30 protein-coding genes and 1 pseudogene are annotated in these 15,997 nt (G+C 61.3%); 19 read left to right on the forward strand and 12 right to left on the reverse strand.

Going from position 1 to position 15,997, the window contains the following annotated elements:
• Positions 1–6: 6 nt before the first annotated feature.
• Positions 7–996, reverse strand: a complete 990-nt coding sequence (locus tag C7402_RS05295; protein ID WP_244314747.1) for a hypothetical protein — start codon at positions 994–996, stop codon at positions 7–9.
• On the opposite strand from C7402_RS05295, the gene C7402_RS05300 reads away from it, so the two are divergent.
• On the forward strand, positions 996–1,256 hold the full coding sequence (locus tag C7402_RS05300) for a hypothetical protein (protein WP_116609850.1): 261 nt from the start codon (positions 996–998) through the stop codon (positions 1,254–1,256). The two genes, C7402_RS05295 and C7402_RS05300, sit on opposite strands and share 1 nt — an antisense overlap.
• A 71-nt stretch (positions 1,257–1,327) precedes the next feature.
• Here C7402_RS05300 and C7402_RS05305 read toward each other — a convergent pair whose 3' ends face one another.
• The 10 genes from C7402_RS05305 to C7402_RS05340 all read right to left on the reverse strand — a co-directional run bounded on the left by C7402_RS05305 (position 1,328) and on the right by C7402_RS05340 (position 7,431).
• The gene (locus C7402_RS05305) at positions 1,328–1,906 is read right to left on the reverse strand and encodes a hypothetical protein (RefSeq protein ID WP_116609851.1); all 579 of its coding nucleotides are present in this window, start codon (positions 1,904–1,906) and stop codon (positions 1,328–1,330) included.
• Positions 1,903–2,181, reverse strand: a complete 279-nt coding sequence (locus C7402_RS05310; protein WP_116609852.1) for a hypothetical protein — start codon at positions 2,179–2,181, stop codon at positions 1,903–1,905. Before C7402_RS05310 ends, C7402_RS05305 begins: the two co-directional genes overlap by 4 nt.
• Positions 2,178–2,930 (reverse strand): hypothetical protein, encoded by a 753-nt coding sequence (locus tag C7402_RS05315; RefSeq protein ID WP_116609853.1) that lies wholly within the window; start codon positions 2,928–2,930, stop codon positions 2,178–2,180. Before C7402_RS05315 ends, C7402_RS05310 begins: the two co-directional genes overlap by 4 nt.
• Before the next feature lie 106 nt (positions 2,931–3,036).
• On the reverse strand, positions 3,037–3,375 hold the full coding sequence (locus tag C7402_RS05320; protein WP_116609854.1) for a hypothetical protein: 339 nt from the start codon (positions 3,373–3,375) through the stop codon (positions 3,037–3,039).
• Between the two features lie 72 nt (positions 3,376–3,447).
• Positions 3,448–3,585 (reverse strand): hypothetical protein, encoded by a 138-nt coding sequence (locus tag C7402_RS46765; protein WP_165841785.1) that lies wholly within the window; start codon positions 3,583–3,585, stop codon positions 3,448–3,450.
• Entirely contained in the window at positions 3,582–3,734 is a 153-nt protein-coding gene (locus tag C7402_RS46770; RefSeq protein WP_165841786.1) for a hypothetical protein, read from the reverse strand. Before C7402_RS46770 ends, C7402_RS46765 begins: the two co-directional genes overlap by 4 nt.
• Positions 3,731–3,979 (reverse strand): hypothetical protein, encoded by a 249-nt coding sequence (locus C7402_RS05325; protein ID WP_116609855.1) that lies wholly within the window; start codon positions 3,977–3,979, stop codon positions 3,731–3,733. Before C7402_RS05325 ends, C7402_RS46770 begins: the two co-directional genes overlap by 4 nt.
• A 932-nt stretch (positions 3,980–4,911) precedes the next feature.
• Entirely contained in the window at positions 4,912–5,484 is a 573-nt protein-coding gene (locus C7402_RS05330; RefSeq protein WP_116609856.1) for a DNA translocase FtsK, read from the reverse strand.
• 41 nt (positions 5,485–5,525) lie between these two features.
• Positions 5,526–6,194, reverse strand: a complete 669-nt coding sequence (locus C7402_RS05335; RefSeq protein ID WP_133254415.1) for a hypothetical protein — start codon at positions 6,192–6,194, stop codon at positions 5,526–5,528.
• Positions 6,195–6,519: 325 nt separating this feature from the next.
• Complete coding sequence (locus C7402_RS05340) at positions 6,520–7,431, reverse strand: XRE family transcriptional regulator (protein WP_244314748.1); 912 nt, start codon at positions 7,429–7,431, stop codon at positions 6,520–6,522.
• Here C7402_RS05340 and C7402_RS05345 point away from each other — a divergent pair.
• From C7402_RS05345 to C7402_RS05405, 15 genes are all read left to right on the forward strand, one after another.
• Complete coding sequence (locus tag C7402_RS05345; RefSeq protein ID WP_116609858.1) at positions 7,336–7,578, forward strand: transcriptional regulator; 243 nt, start codon at positions 7,336–7,338, stop codon at positions 7,576–7,578. The genes C7402_RS05340 and C7402_RS05345 overlap by 96 nt on opposite strands.
• A gap of 147 nt (positions 7,579–7,725) precedes the next feature.
• Positions 7,726–8,043 carry a hypothetical protein gene (locus C7402_RS05350; protein ID WP_116609859.1) on the forward strand — a complete coding sequence of 106 codons (318 nt, stop codon included), beginning with the start codon at positions 7,726–7,728 and terminating at the stop codon, positions 8,041–8,043.
• Between the two features lie 212 nt (positions 8,044–8,255).
• Positions 8,256–8,855, forward strand: a complete 600-nt coding sequence (locus C7402_RS05355; RefSeq protein WP_116609860.1) for a hypothetical protein — start codon at positions 8,256–8,258, stop codon at positions 8,853–8,855.
• The gene (locus C7402_RS05360) at positions 8,855–9,127 is read left to right on the forward strand and encodes a hypothetical protein (protein WP_116609861.1); all 273 of its coding nucleotides are present in this window, start codon (positions 8,855–8,857) and stop codon (positions 9,125–9,127) included. Before C7402_RS05355 ends, C7402_RS05360 begins: the two co-directional genes overlap by 1 nt.
• Position 9,128: 1 nt before the next feature.
• Positions 9,129–10,397, forward strand: coding sequence for a replication protein (locus C7402_RS05365; RefSeq protein WP_116609862.1), 1,269 nt, complete (start codon positions 9,129–9,131; stop codon positions 10,395–10,397).
• Entirely contained in the window at positions 10,394–10,912 is a 519-nt protein-coding gene (locus C7402_RS05370; RefSeq protein ID WP_116609863.1) for a hypothetical protein, read from the forward strand. The genes C7402_RS05365 and C7402_RS05370 overlap by 4 nt, the downstream gene beginning before the upstream one ends.
• Positions 10,909–11,121: a hypothetical protein gene (locus C7402_RS46175; RefSeq protein WP_133254416.1), complete on the forward strand. Its 213-nt coding sequence runs from the start codon at positions 10,909–10,911 to the stop codon at positions 11,119–11,121. Before C7402_RS05370 ends, C7402_RS46175 begins: the two co-directional genes overlap by 4 nt.
• The gene (locus C7402_RS05375; RefSeq protein WP_116609864.1) at positions 11,118–11,705 is read left to right on the forward strand and encodes a DUF1064 domain-containing protein; all 588 of its coding nucleotides are present in this window, start codon (positions 11,118–11,120) and stop codon (positions 11,703–11,705) included. Before C7402_RS46175 ends, C7402_RS05375 begins: the two co-directional genes overlap by 4 nt.
• Positions 11,705–12,301, forward strand: coding sequence for a hypothetical protein (locus C7402_RS05380; protein ID WP_116609865.1), 597 nt, complete (start codon positions 11,705–11,707; stop codon positions 12,299–12,301). Before C7402_RS05375 ends, C7402_RS05380 begins: the two co-directional genes overlap by 1 nt.
• On the forward strand, positions 12,298–12,468 hold the full coding sequence (locus C7402_RS46775; RefSeq protein ID WP_165841787.1) for a hypothetical protein: 171 nt from the start codon (positions 12,298–12,300) through the stop codon (positions 12,466–12,468). Before C7402_RS05380 ends, C7402_RS46775 begins: the two co-directional genes overlap by 4 nt.
• A gap of 142 nt (positions 12,469–12,610) precedes the next feature.
• Positions 12,611–13,057, forward strand: a complete 447-nt coding sequence (locus C7402_RS05385) for a nuclease domain-containing protein (RefSeq protein ID WP_116609866.1) — start codon at positions 12,611–12,613, stop codon at positions 13,055–13,057.
• A complete protein-coding gene (locus tag C7402_RS05390; RefSeq protein ID WP_116609867.1) occupies positions 13,054–13,353 on the forward strand; it encodes a hypothetical protein in 300 nt (99 codons plus the stop codon). Before C7402_RS05385 ends, C7402_RS05390 begins: the two co-directional genes overlap by 4 nt.
• The gene (locus C7402_RS05395) at positions 13,350–13,694 is read left to right on the forward strand and encodes a hypothetical protein (RefSeq protein WP_116609868.1); all 345 of its coding nucleotides are present in this window, start codon (positions 13,350–13,352) and stop codon (positions 13,692–13,694) included. The genes C7402_RS05390 and C7402_RS05395 overlap by 4 nt, the downstream gene beginning before the upstream one ends.
• On the forward strand, positions 13,691–13,939 hold the full coding sequence (locus C7402_RS05400) for a hypothetical protein (protein ID WP_116609869.1): 249 nt from the start codon (positions 13,691–13,693) through the stop codon (positions 13,937–13,939). Before C7402_RS05395 ends, C7402_RS05400 begins: the two co-directional genes overlap by 4 nt.
• Positions 13,940–14,554 (forward strand): hypothetical protein, encoded by a 615-nt coding sequence (locus C7402_RS05405; RefSeq protein WP_116609870.1) that lies wholly within the window; start codon positions 13,940–13,942, stop codon positions 14,552–14,554. It abuts the gene before it with no gap.
• 183 nt (positions 14,555–14,737) lie between these two features.
• Here C7402_RS05405 and C7402_RS05410 read toward each other — a convergent pair.
• Positions 14,738–14,962, reverse strand: a pseudogene (locus C7402_RS05410) (helix-turn-helix domain-containing protein); the annotation flags it as partial.
• Positions 14,963–15,086: 124 nt separating this feature from the next.
• Between C7402_RS05410 and C7402_RS05415 the strand changes: the two are divergent.
• The 3 genes from C7402_RS05415 to C7402_RS05425 are packed head-to-tail and all read left to right on the forward strand — an operon-like array spanning position 15,087 to position 15,920.
• Positions 15,087–15,356 (forward strand): BrnT family toxin, encoded by a 270-nt coding sequence (locus C7402_RS05415; RefSeq protein WP_116609872.1) that lies wholly within the window; start codon positions 15,087–15,089, stop codon positions 15,354–15,356.
• Positions 15,340–15,624 carry a BrnA antitoxin family protein gene (locus tag C7402_RS05420; protein WP_116609873.1) on the forward strand — a complete coding sequence of 95 codons (285 nt, stop codon included), beginning with the start codon at positions 15,340–15,342 and terminating at the stop codon, positions 15,622–15,624. The genes C7402_RS05415 and C7402_RS05420 overlap by 17 nt, the downstream gene beginning before the upstream one ends.
• Positions 15,625–15,656: 32 nt before the next feature.
• Positions 15,657–15,920 (forward strand): hypothetical protein, encoded by a 264-nt coding sequence (locus tag C7402_RS05425; RefSeq protein ID WP_116610079.1) that lies wholly within the window; start codon positions 15,657–15,659, stop codon positions 15,918–15,920.
• Positions 15,921–15,997: the final 77 nt, after the last annotated feature.

Here is a 15,997-nt window from a genome sequence, read left to right on the forward strand (position 1 = left end):
CTCGTTTCACTCAATCGGTTGGGGTTCAAGCTGCTTGCGGACTGCCGCCGCGCGTGACTGCGAGCAGCCCAGAAACTTGCGGATCTCGGTCACGGTCGGACGCACCTCACCGGCGGCTACTGCGGTCATGACTCGTGTCACGTCGTCGTGCTGCTCGATTACTGGCAGCCGCAGCACCGGGGCGGTATCGATCGCGGCGACGGCCACATCTATCGCGCTTACTGGCGGCGTTACCGGCGCATCGGCGTGACTCTCCGGCGTGACTGCCGTTACTACTTCGGCGTGACTGCCTTGCTGGTCGGGCGTTACCGCGATTTCAGTCACGGTCGAGGGGCGCAGCGCGAGCAGCCAGGCGAAGCAGGCGACAGCCTCAAGCACGGCGGCAAAGGCCAGACCGGTCACGAGTTCGGCGCGCGGCGCAGCCACGCCAAAGGCGGTCAGGGCGCCGGTCACCGGATCAGTCATGGCGGCGGATCGGGCAGCGGCGGCGCGGTCCTGCGCGGCCTCGTCGCGTCGCGCTTCGGCTTGCTCGACGTTCAATGCGTCGACGCGAGCAGCAGCAGCGGCGCGCTCGGCCGTCAGGCTTGGGCATGGTTCGACGCAGCGACGCGCATTGGTGCGGGCCAGTCGCGTTACTGCGTCTGCACGGTCACGTGCGATCTCGGCCAGACCGCGTCCCTTTGCCATGACTTCCGGCACCGCGGCGGCGCGCAGCTCACCCGCATGCTTCTGCGCCATCAGGAAAAAGACGGCATGGCCGTAGCAGGTCGCCGCCATGCAGCCGACCCACAGGGCCGCGCCGAGGGCGCGCACGATCCGACCATGCGGACGGCAGAGGGCAGGGAGCAGGTGGGCAGCGACGACCAGCACCACGCCCACGGCAATCCACAGCACGCGCTCGGCGAGGAGCCCGCCACGCTGCCAGCCAGCCATGACCGAGAGGCACGCCGCAGTCATGGTCGCCGGGATGGCGAGTAATTTCGGGTAAGCTTGCATTGGAACGCTTCGATTCATCGGACTGTTTGGAGGCGATGATGGCTGCTGCCGCTCTTTCGGCTGGTGACCACACCTTCGTGGTTACGACTCTTCCTGTCACATCCGGCGGCTGGACGATTACGATCGTTCACCGGCACTACGAGGGCAACGACGTCACGGAGGAGCGGCACGACAGCAACGTCGTCTACGCGACCGAGGCGGAAGCGCTCACGCAAGGCCGCGCGATCGCCCGCACTTTGGCGGAGCAGTACGGTCGGTGAGCTGTCGTGCGTTACAGCAGTCACGGTCGCCGCGACTGCGAGTAATGCCGGGTAAGCTCGCATGAGCATGGTCACGCAACCTCAGCGAGGTCAGCGGGATCGATGGTCACGATTGCGGCGTTCTTGCCCGGACTCCACGACAGTGGCGGCTGCTTGCGGATAACTGCGTTCAGTGCCTCGAAAGCGGCCTCCAGCTCGGGCGGGATCTCGCCGTCCTCGGGCAGGTCGTCGGAGAAGTGCTCGTTGCCGTCGATCTCGCGCGCCATGTTCGGCTCGCAGATCATCAGGCGCAGACTCTCGACCGTGAACTCAGGGTCATCGGCGATGGCGTCGCGCAGATAGTCCACGACCTCTTCGTAGCTCTGGAAGTAGCGGTCACAGGCGTCCGAGTAGATGAAGCCGTCGCCATTCCACTCGACCTTCGGAAGCGCTGCGTAACGCTCGATGTCCTTCTTCTCACGGCATGCGTCGCACGCCATCCACCCCTTGTGCACAAGGGTGCCGCAGTCGCAACGAACATGGGTGCAGCTCGCGTACCGCGCGAGGCGTTCGTCGTCGCCATAGAAGTGCCCATCGGTGCTGACAAAGCCAGTCACGGTCACGCGGCGCACGAGGTCGGGCTGATCGATTGGGATGACTTTCTCGGTCATGCTGTCACCGGAACTTGGTAGGTCGCCATGTGGGCGATTGCCGCTTTGAAAACGAGAGAGCCGTCTTTCGGCAGCTCGCACAGGTAATCGGCTGGGTTGCGCGATGAGCCTTCGCGCAGGTGGCAACGATTCAGATCTGCCTCGGTGGCGTCGCGCAGTGTCAGGCGCCCACCAGGGCAGACGTCGTGCCACCAACCGAGGCGCTCGCGCGGAATCGTCCGCTCCATCTCCTTGCGGGTTTTCAGTTTCACCTGATGGATGTTGACGGTGCTCATGCTTCCGCCTTGCTCGGAACCGGCAGCGCGAGGATTTCAGCGATCTTGTAGATGTAGACCTCGACGCTGCGCAGCGAGAAGTCTTGCGACTTGCGGCGGCTGTAGTTCTCGAACTTGTGGACCTTCGACGAAGGCAGGCGCGCACCGAACAGGTCAATCAGAACCTGCCTGTTCGCGTCGTTATCGACGAGGCTCCAATCACGGTCCTCGTTCGCCAGGGCGAATCCGCGATCACGGAGGCTGTCGTGCCAGTCCACCTTTCGCCCCTTATCGGAAACCGGCGTCTCCGAGTCGAGAATGCGGAAGTCGCCGAACAGGCTGCACGAGAAATCCACCTTGCACACGTACTGGCCGAACGAGATTTCCGAAATGTGGCCAAAGCCTTCGATGTCCCACCAACGATTCAGATGGTCAGCCATGTTCTTGAGGGTGTGCTGAGTCGCCTCCGGCGTGACGGTGCCGCCTAGTTGTGCTTCAAGCTCGTGGACCTTCATATTGGCCGCGCGAAGATCGGCGTAGCGCTGCTCGCGCTCCTTCGAACTGAACGTCTCGACGCCGAGCGTCTTGCAGAGGTCGGACAGGTTGAACTCGGCGACTTTGACGCAATTCGTCGCGAGTCCGGCGTCAAGCGGGCGGCCCTCTTTGACGATGGAATAGATCGTGCCGACTGCGTGGTGAAGGTCCGTGATCTTCTTTCGTGCGACGGCTTGCTGATCTGCCGAGAGGGTGAGGGTTGCTTCGGTCGTCATGGTTGATCTCGAAAAAGGACCGGCCCATACGGGCGCCGGCCAAGACACACAACGTCACCCTCGGGGGTGCCGTCGCGAAACTGTTATTTGTGGCGAACCCAGGTCATCAGCGGGAGGCCGCTGGTTTTGCTCTTGACCTCGTTTCCTTTAGCGTCGAGCTTCTTGTCGATGCGCATGACGGCCATGTTCGCGAGAGCGTGAGAGGGGGGGCGGTGCGCGCTGCGAGGTCGATGAAGTCGCGTGCGAACTGCGGCGCGTCGAATTCAGGGCTGACGCGGACGGGCTTCATGCGGGTGAAGATGCCGGATGCCTCTTCGTCGACGCGCTCGCGCCACTCGACTTCAGTCAGCGGGCGCTTGGCTTCGCTGTCGAATGTGCTGATCTTCTTCGCGGCACGCGCGCGGGCCACTTCCATCGACTGGCCGTACACACAAAAACCACCCATTTCTGTTGCCTCCAGTTGAGAAGGATTACTAATCGTTTGGCGATGAGTGCCACCGCCTCGGCGTTGATAAATTCAGGTGCAGCGCTGCGCGTGACAGGTGAGGGGCTGGCTCGCTTCCTCGATCTCGCGCAGATAGCTTTGAAGCACCATCAGAGCGACGACGACTGCAATTCCGAGCGTCGAGACCGCGAGATACTTGGCGAACGTCACGACAGCGCACCAGCGCGCAGCGCGACGAGAAGCCACCAGGCGCAGCCAATCACCGCTCCGGCTGCTACGACCTTGCAACCCATCAGCAAGCGGCAGGAAAACTCATCGCAGGCGATCAGCAGGGCGTTATCGCAAGCGGCGCGGTTCATGCTGCACCTCGCACGATTCGGATGTTCTTCACCAACGGGTGCACATGCGAGCCAAACGGCATCTTGACTCGTACGCGATGGACGCAGGGCACGTTAAGGCGTTCTTCATTGAATTGGCCGTGAAACCATTCCTTTTTGCCTTCCACGATGCCTTCGCGTGCGTTGCCAACGCGGGTCGTCCATGCCACGCGCTGTCCTTCCTTCGGCATGGCACGGTATGCCCTGCGGCGTTGTGCGCTGTTCATCTGTCAAGCTCCATTAACTAATTTGCATTCCGAAATTTATGATGCGCGGGAGCAAATAACCCATGCTCTGCGGAGACCTGCTTTTCGTGATGCACTTCGTTGGATGCACCATGAGAAGCATTGTTTTACGTGCGGGCCGGGCTACACCTAGCTGGGCTAGCTCCCGGTCCCGCACGGTTGCGACCATTACCACGCCATGCTCGCTCGGCGCTGCTTTCGCAGTAGCAGCTCATCTGGCCGCCATTTCCCGCGCTTTTACTTCAGCCGCGCGGGGCCATGGGCTGGGCTCGATGGATCGAGCCTGTTTATCTGTCTTCGATTGTTAAAGGGCGATTCGCAAACCCGGCTCTGCCGGAGCGACTAGATCTTCTGCTTCGCGTTTCAAAGTGCTCAGGGCGTAGTTTAGGCAAAGCCTACGATGTGTGTCAAGGCAAAGCCTAAAAAAGAATCGGATGTGCGGCAACCTGCCTGTGAGGTGGCCGGTCAGCTTTTCAGCAACCATTTCAATCTGTCGAACAGAGGTAAGTTTTGTGCTCTGTTTGTAAGATGCGCGTTGGCGAATCGCAACACGCCAAACGTTTCACCAGCGGCAGCCAGTCGCAGGTTCGCTAACGGCGCGCGCCCGCTATTTCATATCAGGGTGACCGGACTATGCGACATGCATGAATCGCGTGGACGGGCGGCGCGGAATTGGAGGAGCAGTGGCGCCGGATGGTTGGCGCTAAGCGGGCGGCAGCATACTGCGTGCGGCTCAATGCAGGTCGATGCTCAGTGGTCGCAAGATGGGCGTGCTGGTGGAGGAGGGGTGTGCGCCGAGTGCGGGCGAGCGATGCAGAATTATTCCGGATGGTGCGGATGTGAAATTCCACACTCTTGGGTGGAACAACTGCCGCTCGCCGTGATGGATTCGAGCGATATGCGTTTTAAATCAGTTACTCGGCATGCGATCCCCCGCCTTTTATGGCGTCGAGGACAGCCTGCGGGTTCTCATCGCATACCGCGATGATGTCAAGGATTGCGCGCCAAAGCACATGCCAATGCCTATCTCGAAACGCAATAGCTTGTTCCGGTGTCAATTTTGCGCCATTAGGCAAAGCCGCGGCGGTGCATGCAATGTTTGAGATGTTCGCGATAGTCTCTCGATAGATCTCAAGCCCCGCCATGAAGTCGAACTGTCCGTCGTCACTCTTTGCTTCGTTGGAACCCATGGAATTGCTAGATGATGCCCGCGTCACGTTGCCTGCAATTGAGTACCCATGGATCTTCGGCAAGATCGACCGGTGGCCGACAGAATTCATCGGTGATACGAGCCCCTCTTGCTCCATTCGCCCCACGAGAGCGATCGCACGCGTATAGCCAATCTGGAGGTGCCTTTGGATGAACGAGACGGAAGCGCGGTTATTGGTGGCGACCAGCGACACTGCCTTGCCATAGAGGGGATCGTCATCAACATCAAAGGGCGCGGTTCCGTCTGAACTTCCGCCTCGGCCTTGTGGGGCGTTCATGTCTTGGTCCTATGTGTCCCAGCTTGTTGTTTCGAAGGTGCTCAGTCGGGGTTCGACAGTTGACTCATTGGTATCCACTGCTCCGGGCCGCCCACAGGAGTGACGCGAGCCCAGTCGCCATTGCTTGCATACGCCGTTACGTTGACGCCGGCAACCGAGCCATCAAGCCGCTTGGCCGAATAGTTGGGCTGTGTGTACGAGCCCCCAGTAAAGCTTGCACTTACCCTCATGGACCAGGGCGGATCCAACTCCTTCGTCACGGCCGATGTAACATTCGATGCTGCACTGTTCGATGGTGCGGCGCCGCCGCTTGCCTGGCCGCCATGAACTGGCAGGCCGACGTTTTCGATCGCGTCTGCTGCCTCGTCCGTCTTCCCTTTCGCGTACTGCCAGATCGTCACGAGAGCGACGTTTAGTGGCGCGCCTTTTTGAAGGCCCCAGACGTCAGAGTTCTGGATCGGGACGTTGTATCTATCGAGGATGTAGCCCGTGCCGGTCAGTCCGACAGGCTGGCCGCCCATGTACGCCAAACGGTTGCCGTTGCGCGCGTAGAACTCAATGTCCGCCTGCCAGTAGGTGGCTGCGTCCGTATAGGCCTGTAAGGCCTCGGCCAGCAGGCCCGCGGCATCCCTCTCTTCTTGTGTCTGCGCAGCGCTGCGGAACTGATCGAGCGCGATTGAAAGTTGCAGGACGTATGGCTGGTACTGCACAAGCGAGACGCCTGCGCCGATGACGCTCTGGATCGACCGAGATGCCTCCAGAGCTTTCGCGGAGCGTGCACGAGCGGCATCAAGGGGCGAGGGGGGGTGTGGTGCCGCCTGCGCGGCCTGAGACTGCGCAGCGACGGACTTCACAGCCGCGGCGAGGCATGTATTGCGATCCGCCTGCCGCTTCAGCCCCTGGCAAGCCTGAACTAGAACATCAGCGGCCGACCCGGCCGCAATCGTAGGGCTGGCAACGAGCAACGTCGCCAGCGCGATAACAGCTCTTCGCACACTTTCCCCGGTTTCTCGTTGGTGATTCTTCTTTTGTGCACTACATGGCGCCGCTGACCGCCACTACGCGCCCGATGATCTGAACGTACTGGACCTGCTCAGAGTTCAGGTCCATGTCCGGGTAGCGCACTTTGTCGGTGTTGTCCGACGTGATTCGCAGGCCACCGTCCGGCTTTTTGAAGAGCCGCTTGACGTAGACCTCACTCTGGTAGGCGAGCGCATAGACCTTGCCGTCGAGAACATTGGTTGCTTTGTAATCGACAACGAGCGAGTCGCCATCAAGAACACGCGGCTCCATGCTTGATCCATCAGCGACGATCGTTGCCGCGTGCCCTGGATTAATGCCAAGCCTGTTGCACCACGTCTTGCGGAACGCCTGCTTCTGGCCCTTTTCGTCTACGTGCCAAACAATCTTGCCGTTACCGGCGGAGAATTTGATGTCAAGTCGCGGTATCAAAACGTACTCATCCCCGAGTTCCGACTCGTTCTCCCAGACAAGCACTGGTCGAACGCTGACCGATTCTCTCCCATCGGTAAGACGCCGTTCTTCTGCGGGCGCACCCTCATCGTCTTCTTTGCCCTCGATCCACCACTGCATTGAATGGCCGAATTCGGCGACGAGCTTCGGCAGGTGCTTCTTTGCGATGCGTCCGAAATTCAGCCAATCGTAAACGGATGGCGCCTTGACGCCAAACAGCCTCGCGACGTCAGCCACGACCAATTTTCGCCGATCCATCTCGGCGCGGAGGCGATCTCCGATGTGTTGGGGTTCTTTAGGCATTGCCTGATGATCTGCGTGAGACGCAGATTCGGCAATGCCTTGACCGATAATTAGGCTTTGCCTATACTGCAATCCATGAACCATTTCGCCCCCATCGAAAAAGCTTGCACCAAGGCCGGCGGCCTGTCGGCACTGGCGCGCGCACTCGGCGTCGCGCCGTCTACTGTCCATCAGTGGCTCGTGCGAGACCGCCCAGTGCCACCTAAGCGTTGCAGCGCAATCGAGCGCTTGATGGGTGGCGAGGTGAGCCGAAAAGACCTGCGGCCGGATGACTGGACCGACTATTGGCCCGAGCTATCGGACCGAAGCATGGCTTGAGGTGGCGCGGCGGACCAGGACCGCGCTGACCACATTCCCAACTTTGCGGAGAGCGTGCGAATCACAAACCCGACGCAACCGCAGTCTCTGTTGACCCACTAGCCGCCTCTGTGCGGTATCCAACATTCGTAAGTACGAGGGGTTCAAATGCACCTTCCGCAACACCAGCAAATGCTTCGCGAAGCAGGCAAACACGGCGGCATCGCAGCAGTGATGAAGATCATCGAGCAAGAGAACAGCGCTGCGCTGCATGTCGAGACCGGCGAACGCGAGACGCTTTCTCAGCGCGTTTTCCTCCATCAGCCCGCGCGCGACATCCCGATGAAGGGTTTCGTCAAGCACGTGGACTGGGCAAAGGTCGAGGCGGCCACGCGCCTCGCTCAGCGCGCTAGCGGCACGAGCGCGGCGAGCAACAGCAGCGAGAACACGAATGAAGCTTGCGAACTGGCTGCTGACATTGTTTGAGTTCGCGCAGCTCCACAGAGCGGAGCGCGCGAAGGAGATACGAGGCGAATCCCCGCGCCTCGATCGTAAAAGGCCGCACTTGCACGGCCCGAAGCAGTACCGACTTTAACCGTCAGTAACGTTTTCATTTTTCTCTTATCCCTGTGTGCTTCATGAGGCCTTAGCAGTCCTCACGGCATATGGGGACTGTATGCCACGGAGGCACAAAAGTCATGCGCAACGTGTCGCACAGAAGTCCGATTGCCGCGATCAAGGCGGTGGTCGACGAATGGCGGAAATCTCGTCGCTGGTCGCGTGAGGCAGTGGTCGAAGAGATCGTCGAAGCTCACGAACGCATCGGCGCTGTGCGCCGGGTGCGCGTCGAATTCAGCGAGAACCACCACGGCGAGCACACGCGCCAGAAGACCAACGCGGACCGCGTCTATCGCTGGCTCGACGACAGCGTGTCGGAGCGCAACCTGCTGTCGACGAACATGCTGCCGTCGCTTCTGGCGGCGCTGCCTGTCGCGGCACGCGTAGCTCTGGCAAACGAGATCCTGGCTCCTGCCGGCCTCACCACGCGAGTGATCGAGAGCGGCGAGGGCGACGACGTGAACGCACAGGAGCTCATTCGCTCGATCGTGCGCGTCAACCACCGTACCGAATCCGCGGCGGCCGACCTTCTGGACGGCATCGATCCGGGCGAGCTGCCGCGCCTGCACAACAGCCTGATCGACGAGATCAGCGTGAAGACCGAAATGGCTGGCCGCGTGGTCGCTGCGATGTGCAAGCGCGGCGAGGCCGCACCGGCTAACCCCACGAAGGAATCCTGATGCGAACCTCACAAACCTCGCTTGCGGCCTATGACGCGCTCGACGCGGCGGCGCGCCGCACCCAGAAGCAAATGATCGTGGACCTGTTCACGGCCCCGGACATGCGCCTGACGCGCCAGGACATCGCAGACCGCACGAACATGCGTCTCGGCAGCGTCTGCGGCCGCGTGCGCACCCTGATCGACGCCGGGAAGCTCGCGGTATTCGGCACGCGCAAGTGCGCCGCCACGGGTCACGAAAACGAGACGTTGGGCTTGCCCGCGGCGAACTGACATGGCGCTCGCTGACGTCGTCTATTTCCCCGAGCAACCGCGCACCGCGCAGGTCGAGGACGGGTTCACACGCGTGGCACACGGCATTCTGGAAGCGCTCGCGCTCGCCAATCTCGGCAAGCGCCACTACAAGATTCTGCTGGTGCTGCTGCGCCAGACGTACGGCTACAACAAAAAGTCGGACGAGATCAGTTTGAGCCAGTTCAAGGACAAGACCGGCGTGCTGCCGCCGAACGTCTCGACGGCGATCGACGAGCTGGTGGAAATGCGCGTTCTGCTTCGCACGCCCGGCAAGTACGCGTTCTGCCTGGCTGTGAACAAGTCGTTCGGGCAGTGGACCGGCAACGCGAAGATCGACCCGTCGAAGGTGTGGGGTTATCAAAACGATAACAGTGCTGTTATCGAAACAATAAGCGAGGGTTATCAAAACGATAACAAAGGGGTTATTGATTCGATAACCACAAAAGACAACTCCAAAAGAAAAGACCAAAAGACAACTCCAAAAGAAACCCTTTCGCGCTCGCTTCGCGAACGCTTTGAGATTTTCTGGGAGTGCTATCCGCGCAAGCGATCGAAGAAGGCAGCCGAGAAGGCGTTTGCCAAGCTCAATCCGAACGAGCAGCTTTTCAACGACCTGATGGCAGGTCTGAAGCGGGCCAAGACTTCGGAGCAGTGGCAAAACCCGCAGTACCAGCCGCACGCCGCCACGTGGTTGAACGATGGCGGATGGATGGACGAATTCCAGACCGCGTACAGCGATGCCGAACTCGCCGTGATCCAGGCCTTCAATGAGGCGCTTGGGGAGCGAGTTGGCACCGTGGATACCTCTGCGTTCGTCGAAGCCCGTGCGGGGGCCATACGCGCCTTCCTGACGCATCTGAAGGACGACATGGGTGCGGCGGCTCGCTACTTCCCGGCGGTGCGCGACAAAGTCGACCTTCCGCCGCACGCAGGTTTTGACTACCTGATCAGCCCGAAAGGCTTCGGCGATACCACGGGCCGCATGCGGATCACCAAGCCGGCCGCCGGCGCAGCGCCGGCCGTACGCGGCGACTGGCATGCGACCACGTCGGGCATTGATGCGAAGGGCGCTGAGCTGGGCCTCACGAAGGGTGAGGACGAAAACGCCGTGTCGTGGCGCCGACGCGTGTTCAAGGCGGCAGGGCCAGGCAACTGGCGGGATCAGGATCTCGCCAGCGAATCGAAATACGGCGGCGAGGCATACGAGCGCCTTTACCGCTTCTACAACGATGGAGAGCAGCAGGCATGAGCATCGACAACGCAATGACGGAAGAGTGGCGCCGGGCGATGGACGCCGCCAACTACTCCGAAACTTGGGCTAAAGGTGGCTGCCCGCTTGATCAGCTAAATCACGCCCTGGACAAGCCGTTCGGCCAAGTGGCGCTTTGGAACCGATGCCTTGTATTCGCGCTTTGGCAGCAGGGGCACCCGATTGAGTGGCGCTCGGTGCTCTCGACGTCTGACGATTGGCGGCGTGATGTGCCGATCTGGCATTCGCATGTGATCTACCGCGTCTGCCCGAAGCCCGAAGATCTCGCGCTGCCGTCGATCGACTGGACGCATGTATCTCCGCGCTTGAAGTGGCTCGCCCAAGACGCGACTGGCGCCTTGATGCTCTTCGAAAAGATGCCGTCGCCGCATGAAGGCGGATCGTGGGGCACTGCCGAGTTTGGTTGGAGCACGTACGCCGATAACTTTGCCTCGGCGCGTCGCGGCAACGGGGACTGGCGGAAGCTGCTCGTGCAACGACCGGAGGGCGCGTGAGCAAAAGAACTGTTCGTTCGTATGCCGATGTAGCGATCACGATTCGCGTGCGCGTTGGCGGGTTCACGGGAGATACGCCGACCCGCGAAGTCTATGAATCTGCCGAACGTGTCGCTCGCGAAAAAGTGGACAGATGGTGCGATTCGACTCGCGGCGTAGACATCGTCAGCGTGGACGCGATCAAGCAGGTCGTCTGGGAGGCCTCATGACGAAGCGCACCAACTCATGGCCGATGGTTGTGCCGCCGGGCACGACGACAGTCGGCACCGCGCGCGTGCGCGACGACGCGCCGAGCATGGGCTACGCCCAGCGAAAGCTGGCCGAGAAGTTCGGCACGAAGCCCGCGCACAGCTTCGATGACATCGCGGACGGCACGGAGAGCGCCGGCGCGAACACGCCCGCGTATCGCCGCGAGGCTACGCCGTCGCTGGGCATGGCGAAGCCGAAGAAGCGGCCGAAGTACGGCAACCGGAAGTGCACGCACGAGGGCATCAAGTTCGACAGCGAGAAAGAGCGCTCGCGCTGGTTCCACCTGATCCAGTTGCAGGCCGGCGGCCAGATCCGCGATCTGGAGTTGCAGGTGGCCTTCGTGCTCACCCCGCGCAAGCAGCGCGACGACGGCACGTGGGAGCGCGCCTCGAAGTACATAGCCGACTTCGTCTATCTCGACGTGGCGACCGGTAAGCGCGTGGTGGAGGACGTGAAGTCCAAAGCGACCCGCAAAAACACTACGTACGTGCAGAAGCGCAAGCAAATGCTGGCCGTGCACGACATCACCATCAAGGAAATCTGATGCCAGGCGTCTACAAGGGTATGCCTCGCGCTCCGAAGTGGAGCCCGGAAGAAGATGCGCTGCTCACCAAGCTCTGGGGCGAGCCGGCGGCGCTGAAGAACGTCGAGCATCTGTTCCCGCTGCGCACTGAGGCGGCGCTCGTCGCGCGAGGGCGCGATCTGAAGCTTCCGGATCGCCGCCGCTCGATGCCGGCGCAGCGCGCGGCCCAGGGCAGTGGCGCGCGCATCAAGGCAATCCTCGAATCTCGCCCGGCGACGGCTGCGGAACTCGCGGCGCTCGCCGTGTGCTCGCAGCCGACCGTGCGGCGCTTCATCACTGCGAACCGCGCCGAAATGCGCATTGCGCGCTACCTGCCGAATGCTGGCGACGGCTCGCCCACGGCAGTGTGGGCCTGGGGCGCAGGCCGAGACGCGAAGCGCCCGGCGCCGAAGTCACGCGAGGAATTGAGCGCGCGCTACTACCGCAAGCTGAAACGCGAGCGTCTCGACAAGTTCGACCAGCTCCGCGCGCAACAGCGCGTTCGGGCCGCCACGAAGGCGGGCACGCTGGTTCGTCGTGATCCGCTGGTGGCGGCTCTGTTCGGAGGCGCCGCATGACCGAGCGCGAAGAATACGACGCATGGTTCGCGCGCGAGTTTGCGGGTCGCGACATTCCCGAGCTGCTGCGCGACCTGGGCTTCGTCTTCTGGCGGGGCGGCCGTGCTTCGCTGATCGCGGCAAGCGGCGCGCCGGTCGAGATCCGCGCATTGAAGGAGGCGCAATGACCGCTTGGGGAATTGTTGCCGCAGTGACCGCTTTTTGTTTTGGCTGGGGATGCGCTCATTCGACGATCGCGCGCGAATGTGACCGGCTTGGCGCTTTCTACGTTGGCAAGACGACTTACGTTTGCGTGGGGAAAGAGAGCCGATGACGTTGCAGCGCAAGACGGGGCTCAAGCGATCCGGCTTCGTGCGCAAGCCGGGCTCGCCGTTCAGCAGCTTCGCGAACCGGGCCACGGCGGCGCGCCGCACGACGATGAAGCGCCGCGCAAAGAAGCCGACCGTCGCAGAGGGCTCGAAGTATCTGGCGGCGTGCCGCGGCGAGCCGTGCTACCTGCGCGTGCCCGGCGTGTGCCGCCTGGACCCGAATGACGAAACGGTGGTGCCGTGCCACGAGAACAGCCTGGCGGCCGGCAAGGGAATGGGATTGAAGTCGAATCACGCGCGCACGGTGCCCGGCTGCTTCTGGTGTCACGTGTGGCTCGATCAGGGCCCGGCAGAGCGGGCGGTGAAACAGTCGGTGTTTCTACCCGCGTTCGACGAATGGGAGCCGGTGCGCGCGCGAAAGATGGGATTGCAGGAGGTAATCGCTTGAGGCTGCTGATAGATGTTGAGGTCGAGACGAGGCGCGGCACGAACACCCAGTCATTCGAGACGACTGTGTACGTCGTGCGGCGCTCGGTCACGAAGGGCGTTATGAGCGACGAGGTGGTGCTGGTGGATGCATTCATCCCGCCGAACTACCGCAAAGGGATCTCGGGCCGCGACCACACGTGGCGCTCTGGCGGCGTGCTGCGCTGCTCGGCGCGCGTGTCGATGAACAAGAGGTCGCTGGCCCCGTTCATCGAAAGCGGCGAGAAGCGTTGGGTATGCGCGGAGGTGAATGAGTGATCCTCGAAGTGGAGTTGAGCCTGCCAGCGGACCATTCAAAGCACGTCGGCCGCATGGGTGGCGGCCCGCCGCCGTCGTACGAGTTCAGCGCACCGGCGCGCGCGGTGAGGCGCATCACGTCGCGCTATCAGCCGAACTGGCTCAACCCGTGGTCAGTCTCGGCGCTGGTGCTGGTACCGGAGAACCTGCGGCGCTTCATGGGAAAGAAGGACAAGCGCTGGGCTGACGATGGCTATGCATGGCTGCCAGCGGACATCCACCGGCACGAAGGAAACAAGGCGGCGCTGCGCGAGTTCATCGCTAGCGGCGTCATCGAACTGGCACTGGAGGAAGCAACGTGAGCGAAATCAAGATCAGCACGAGCCGCACCAATACGACGACGCACCGCGCAGTGGTGGACCAAGACAAGATCTACCGGTTGCTGAGCGAAGAAATCTGTCGGCAGATCGGTGTGGATACGGACGCCGAGCACGTAGTCGCCCACGTGCGCCTGAACAATCGCTCAATGAGCTACGGAACCTTGGTTGAGGCCATCGTGGAAGTCACGATCCACCACGACGCCGAGCCGCAAACGACCGAGCAGTGAGTGGCCGCCGCTGATCAACAAATCGAACAAAAAAAGGTGAATATGGAAGCAATCCACGAGGGCATTTTCAAGAGCGCGGAAGAGGCGGTCACATTCGCCTGCAATTACTCGGGCCAGCAGTACGCCATGTCGGCAATGGCGAAGATCTTGAAGGGCGGCCCATGCGGTAGCGGTCGTGGGTTGTTCGGGATCGACGGCGCAGGCCAGGCCGGTATGGTCTTCGCTGAACTGGATAGGCTGGATTACTGGCAAGCCGTTGCGCTGGTCGCGCGCCGGTCGCCACAGAACGAAGAATGCAAGTGCTCCAATCCATGCTGCCGAGGCTGGAAGATGCCGACTTTGTTCAGCGAGGCGATGCACGAGCTAGCGGATGAGGCCGCGCGCGCGATGAAGTCGGTTCCGCCGAAGCGGGAGTTCCGGGTTGCTGTCCTCATGAAGTATTTCGGCGTCAAGGTGCACGTGCTCGATAGAGCAGAAAGCCTGAGAATCCCCGAGGACGCGGCAAAGCGACATGCCACGGCAATACGTAACTGGATTCGCGAAATCGAAAAGGCTGGACTCACGGCGTTGAGCGAACGCCTCGACGCGATCGGGATGCTGGTGAGGACTGCTTGACATGCGCGAAAAACGCGCATAACATGCATTTTCATATACCGTACCAATGGTGCGAACACGAAGCCCGCAAGCGAAAGCAAGCGGGCTTTTTGTTTGGTACGGGCGTGAGCGCCGCCATCCTCAGTCGACCCGCAAGGCGAAAGCCCTGCGGGTTTTTCCTTTTGGGTGCCTCGCATTGGTGCGTCAGAAGTCCAGTTGCCCGGCATCAATGCCGAGCGCTGTGGCGATCTTCTCGCGCGACGTCTTGCTTAGACGGTCGCTGACTTCCTGTTGTGCGTACGCAAATTGGCTGATGCCGAGGCGCTCAGCAACGTGCGCTTGCGTCATGCCGAGATGTTCGCGCCACGCGCGCGCGGGTGTCGCGCCGTCAACCGTGCGACTCAGAACGTCGTGCGGGATCAAGTTTCGATTGGACATAGCAAGTGCGAGTGATTCGTGTGTCGCCACTATCGCATGGGCGGCGCCACGAGGCGCAGCGCGTAGCTACAAAAAAGACTTGCGAGAGCGATTAAGTGTAGCTACAATAAAAGACATGGACATCACATTCGACCCGGCCAAGAACGAAATCAACATCGCCAAGCATGGCGTGTCGCTCTCACTGGCTGAGAAGCTGGATTGGTCGGAAGTGATGGCCTATGTCGATGACCGCAACGACTATCGCGAGGTTCGTGAAGTCGGCTTTGGCGTCATCGCGGATCGCCTTTACTGCGTGGTGTTCACGCAGCGCGGCGACTCGATGCACATCATCAGCATGCGCAAGGCGAACAAGCGCGAGGTCAAGAGCTATGTCGAGCAAACGTAACATCATCATGCCCACGGATGAAGAGGATGCAGCGATCAACCGTGGCATTGCGGAAGATCCGGACACGTTCGAAGTGTCCGATGAGCAGTTCAAGAAGATGAAGCGCCTCGGCGCGCGCGGTCGGCCGCGCCTCGAAACGCCGAAGGTGCTGTTGTCGGTCCGGTACGATGCAGACATCGTGGAGCGCTTCAAGTCCACCGGCGACGGTTGGCAGACGCGCATGAACGATGCGCTGCGAGAGTGGCTCAAGGATCACGAGCCAGCGTAGTCTGGTGATCGCTTCGGATGGCGAGGTGCGACATGCAGCGAAACTATGAATATCACGGCTATACGCTTGAGGTAGCCGTTGAGATTGATGTATCTCTTGAGCCTGGCAAGCGTCCGCAGGTGCCGCGCGGCTACGTTGCAGTGGTGAGAATTTTCAAGGAAGGGCAAGCCCTCGCGGTGTTTTCTCCCTTGAGGTTCGGCGAACTCGGCGGTCGCCCATTTGCGACCGACACGGACGCGTTGATGGGTGGTTACAGCGCGGCGCGCAAGATAGTCGACGATCTCTTCAGTCAATAGGTACTGAGCGGCTCGGCCGCTTCCGCAAATTGAAGCCCGCAAGGTGAAGACCTTGGCGGGCTTTTTCGTTTGCGCAA

Source organism: Paraburkholderia unamae (assembly GCF_003096875.1).
In the GTDB taxonomy this organism is placed as follows: Bacteria; Pseudomonadota; Gammaproteobacteria; order Burkholderiales; family Burkholderiaceae; genus Paraburkholderia; species Paraburkholderia unamae.

Coding starts and splice junctions, on each gene's coding strand:
- C7402_RS05295 (WP_244314747.1), bottom strand. CDS start 996: ATGCAAGCTTACCCGAAATTACTCGCCATCCCGGCGACCATGACTGCG.
- C7402_RS05305 (WP_116609851.1), bottom strand. CDS start 1,906: ATGACCGAGAAAGTCATCCCAATCGATCAGCCCGACCTCGTGCGCCGC.
- C7402_RS05310 (WP_116609852.1), bottom strand. CDS start 2,181: ATGAGCACCGTCAACATCCATCAGGTGAAACTGAAAACCCGCAAGGAG.
- C7402_RS05315 (WP_116609853.1), bottom strand. CDS start 2,930: ATGACGACCGAAGCAACCCTCACCCTCTCGGCAGATCAGCAAGCCGTC.
- C7402_RS05320 (WP_116609854.1), bottom strand. CDS start 3,375: ATGGGTGGTTTTTGTGTGTACGGCCAGTCGATGGAAGTGGCCCGCGCG.
- C7402_RS46770 (WP_165841786.1), bottom strand. CDS start 3,734: ATGAACCGCGCCGCTTGCGATAACGCCCTGCTGATCGCCTGCGATGAG.
- C7402_RS05325 (WP_116609855.1), bottom strand. CDS start 3,979: ATGAACAGCGCACAACGCCGCAGGGCATACCGTGCCATGCCGAAGGAA.
- C7402_RS05330 (WP_116609856.1), bottom strand. CDS start 5,484: ATGAACGCCCCACAAGGCCGAGGCGGAAGTTCAGACGGAACCGCGCCC.
- C7402_RS05345 (WP_116609858.1), top strand. CDS start 7,336: ATGAACCATTTCGCCCCCATCGAAAAAGCTTGCACCAAGGCCGGCGGC.
- C7402_RS05340 (WP_244314748.1), bottom strand. CDS start 7,431: ATGGACAGTAGACGGCGCGACGCCGAGTGCGCGCGCCAGTGCCGACAG.
- C7402_RS05350 (WP_116609859.1), top strand. CDS start 7,726: ATGCACCTTCCGCAACACCAGCAAATGCTTCGCGAAGCAGGCAAACAC.
- C7402_RS05355 (WP_116609860.1), top strand. CDS start 8,256: ATGCGCAACGTGTCGCACAGAAGTCCGATTGCCGCGATCAAGGCGGTG.
- C7402_RS05360 (WP_116609861.1), top strand. CDS start 8,855: ATGCGAACCTCACAAACCTCGCTTGCGGCCTATGACGCGCTCGACGCG.
- C7402_RS05365 (WP_116609862.1), top strand. CDS start 9,129: ATGGCGCTCGCTGACGTCGTCTATTTCCCCGAGCAACCGCGCACCGCG.
- C7402_RS05370 (WP_116609863.1), top strand. CDS start 10,394: ATGAGCATCGACAACGCAATGACGGAAGAGTGGCGCCGGGCGATGGAC.
- C7402_RS05375 (WP_116609864.1), top strand. CDS start 11,118: ATGACGAAGCGCACCAACTCATGGCCGATGGTTGTGCCGCCGGGCACG.
- C7402_RS05380 (WP_116609865.1), top strand. CDS start 11,705: ATGCCAGGCGTCTACAAGGGTATGCCTCGCGCTCCGAAGTGGAGCCCG.
- C7402_RS46775 (WP_165841787.1), top strand. CDS start 12,298: ATGACCGAGCGCGAAGAATACGACGCATGGTTCGCGCGCGAGTTTGCG.
- C7402_RS05385 (WP_116609866.1), top strand. CDS start 12,611: ATGACGTTGCAGCGCAAGACGGGGCTCAAGCGATCCGGCTTCGTGCGC.
- C7402_RS05415 (WP_116609872.1), top strand. CDS start 15,087: ATGGACATCACATTCGACCCGGCCAAGAACGAAATCAACATCGCCAAG.
- C7402_RS05420 (WP_116609873.1), top strand. CDS start 15,340: ATGTCGAGCAAACGTAACATCATCATGCCCACGGATGAAGAGGATGCA.
- C7402_RS05425 (WP_116610079.1), top strand. CDS start 15,657: ATGCAGCGAAACTATGAATATCACGGCTATACGCTTGAGGTAGCCGTT.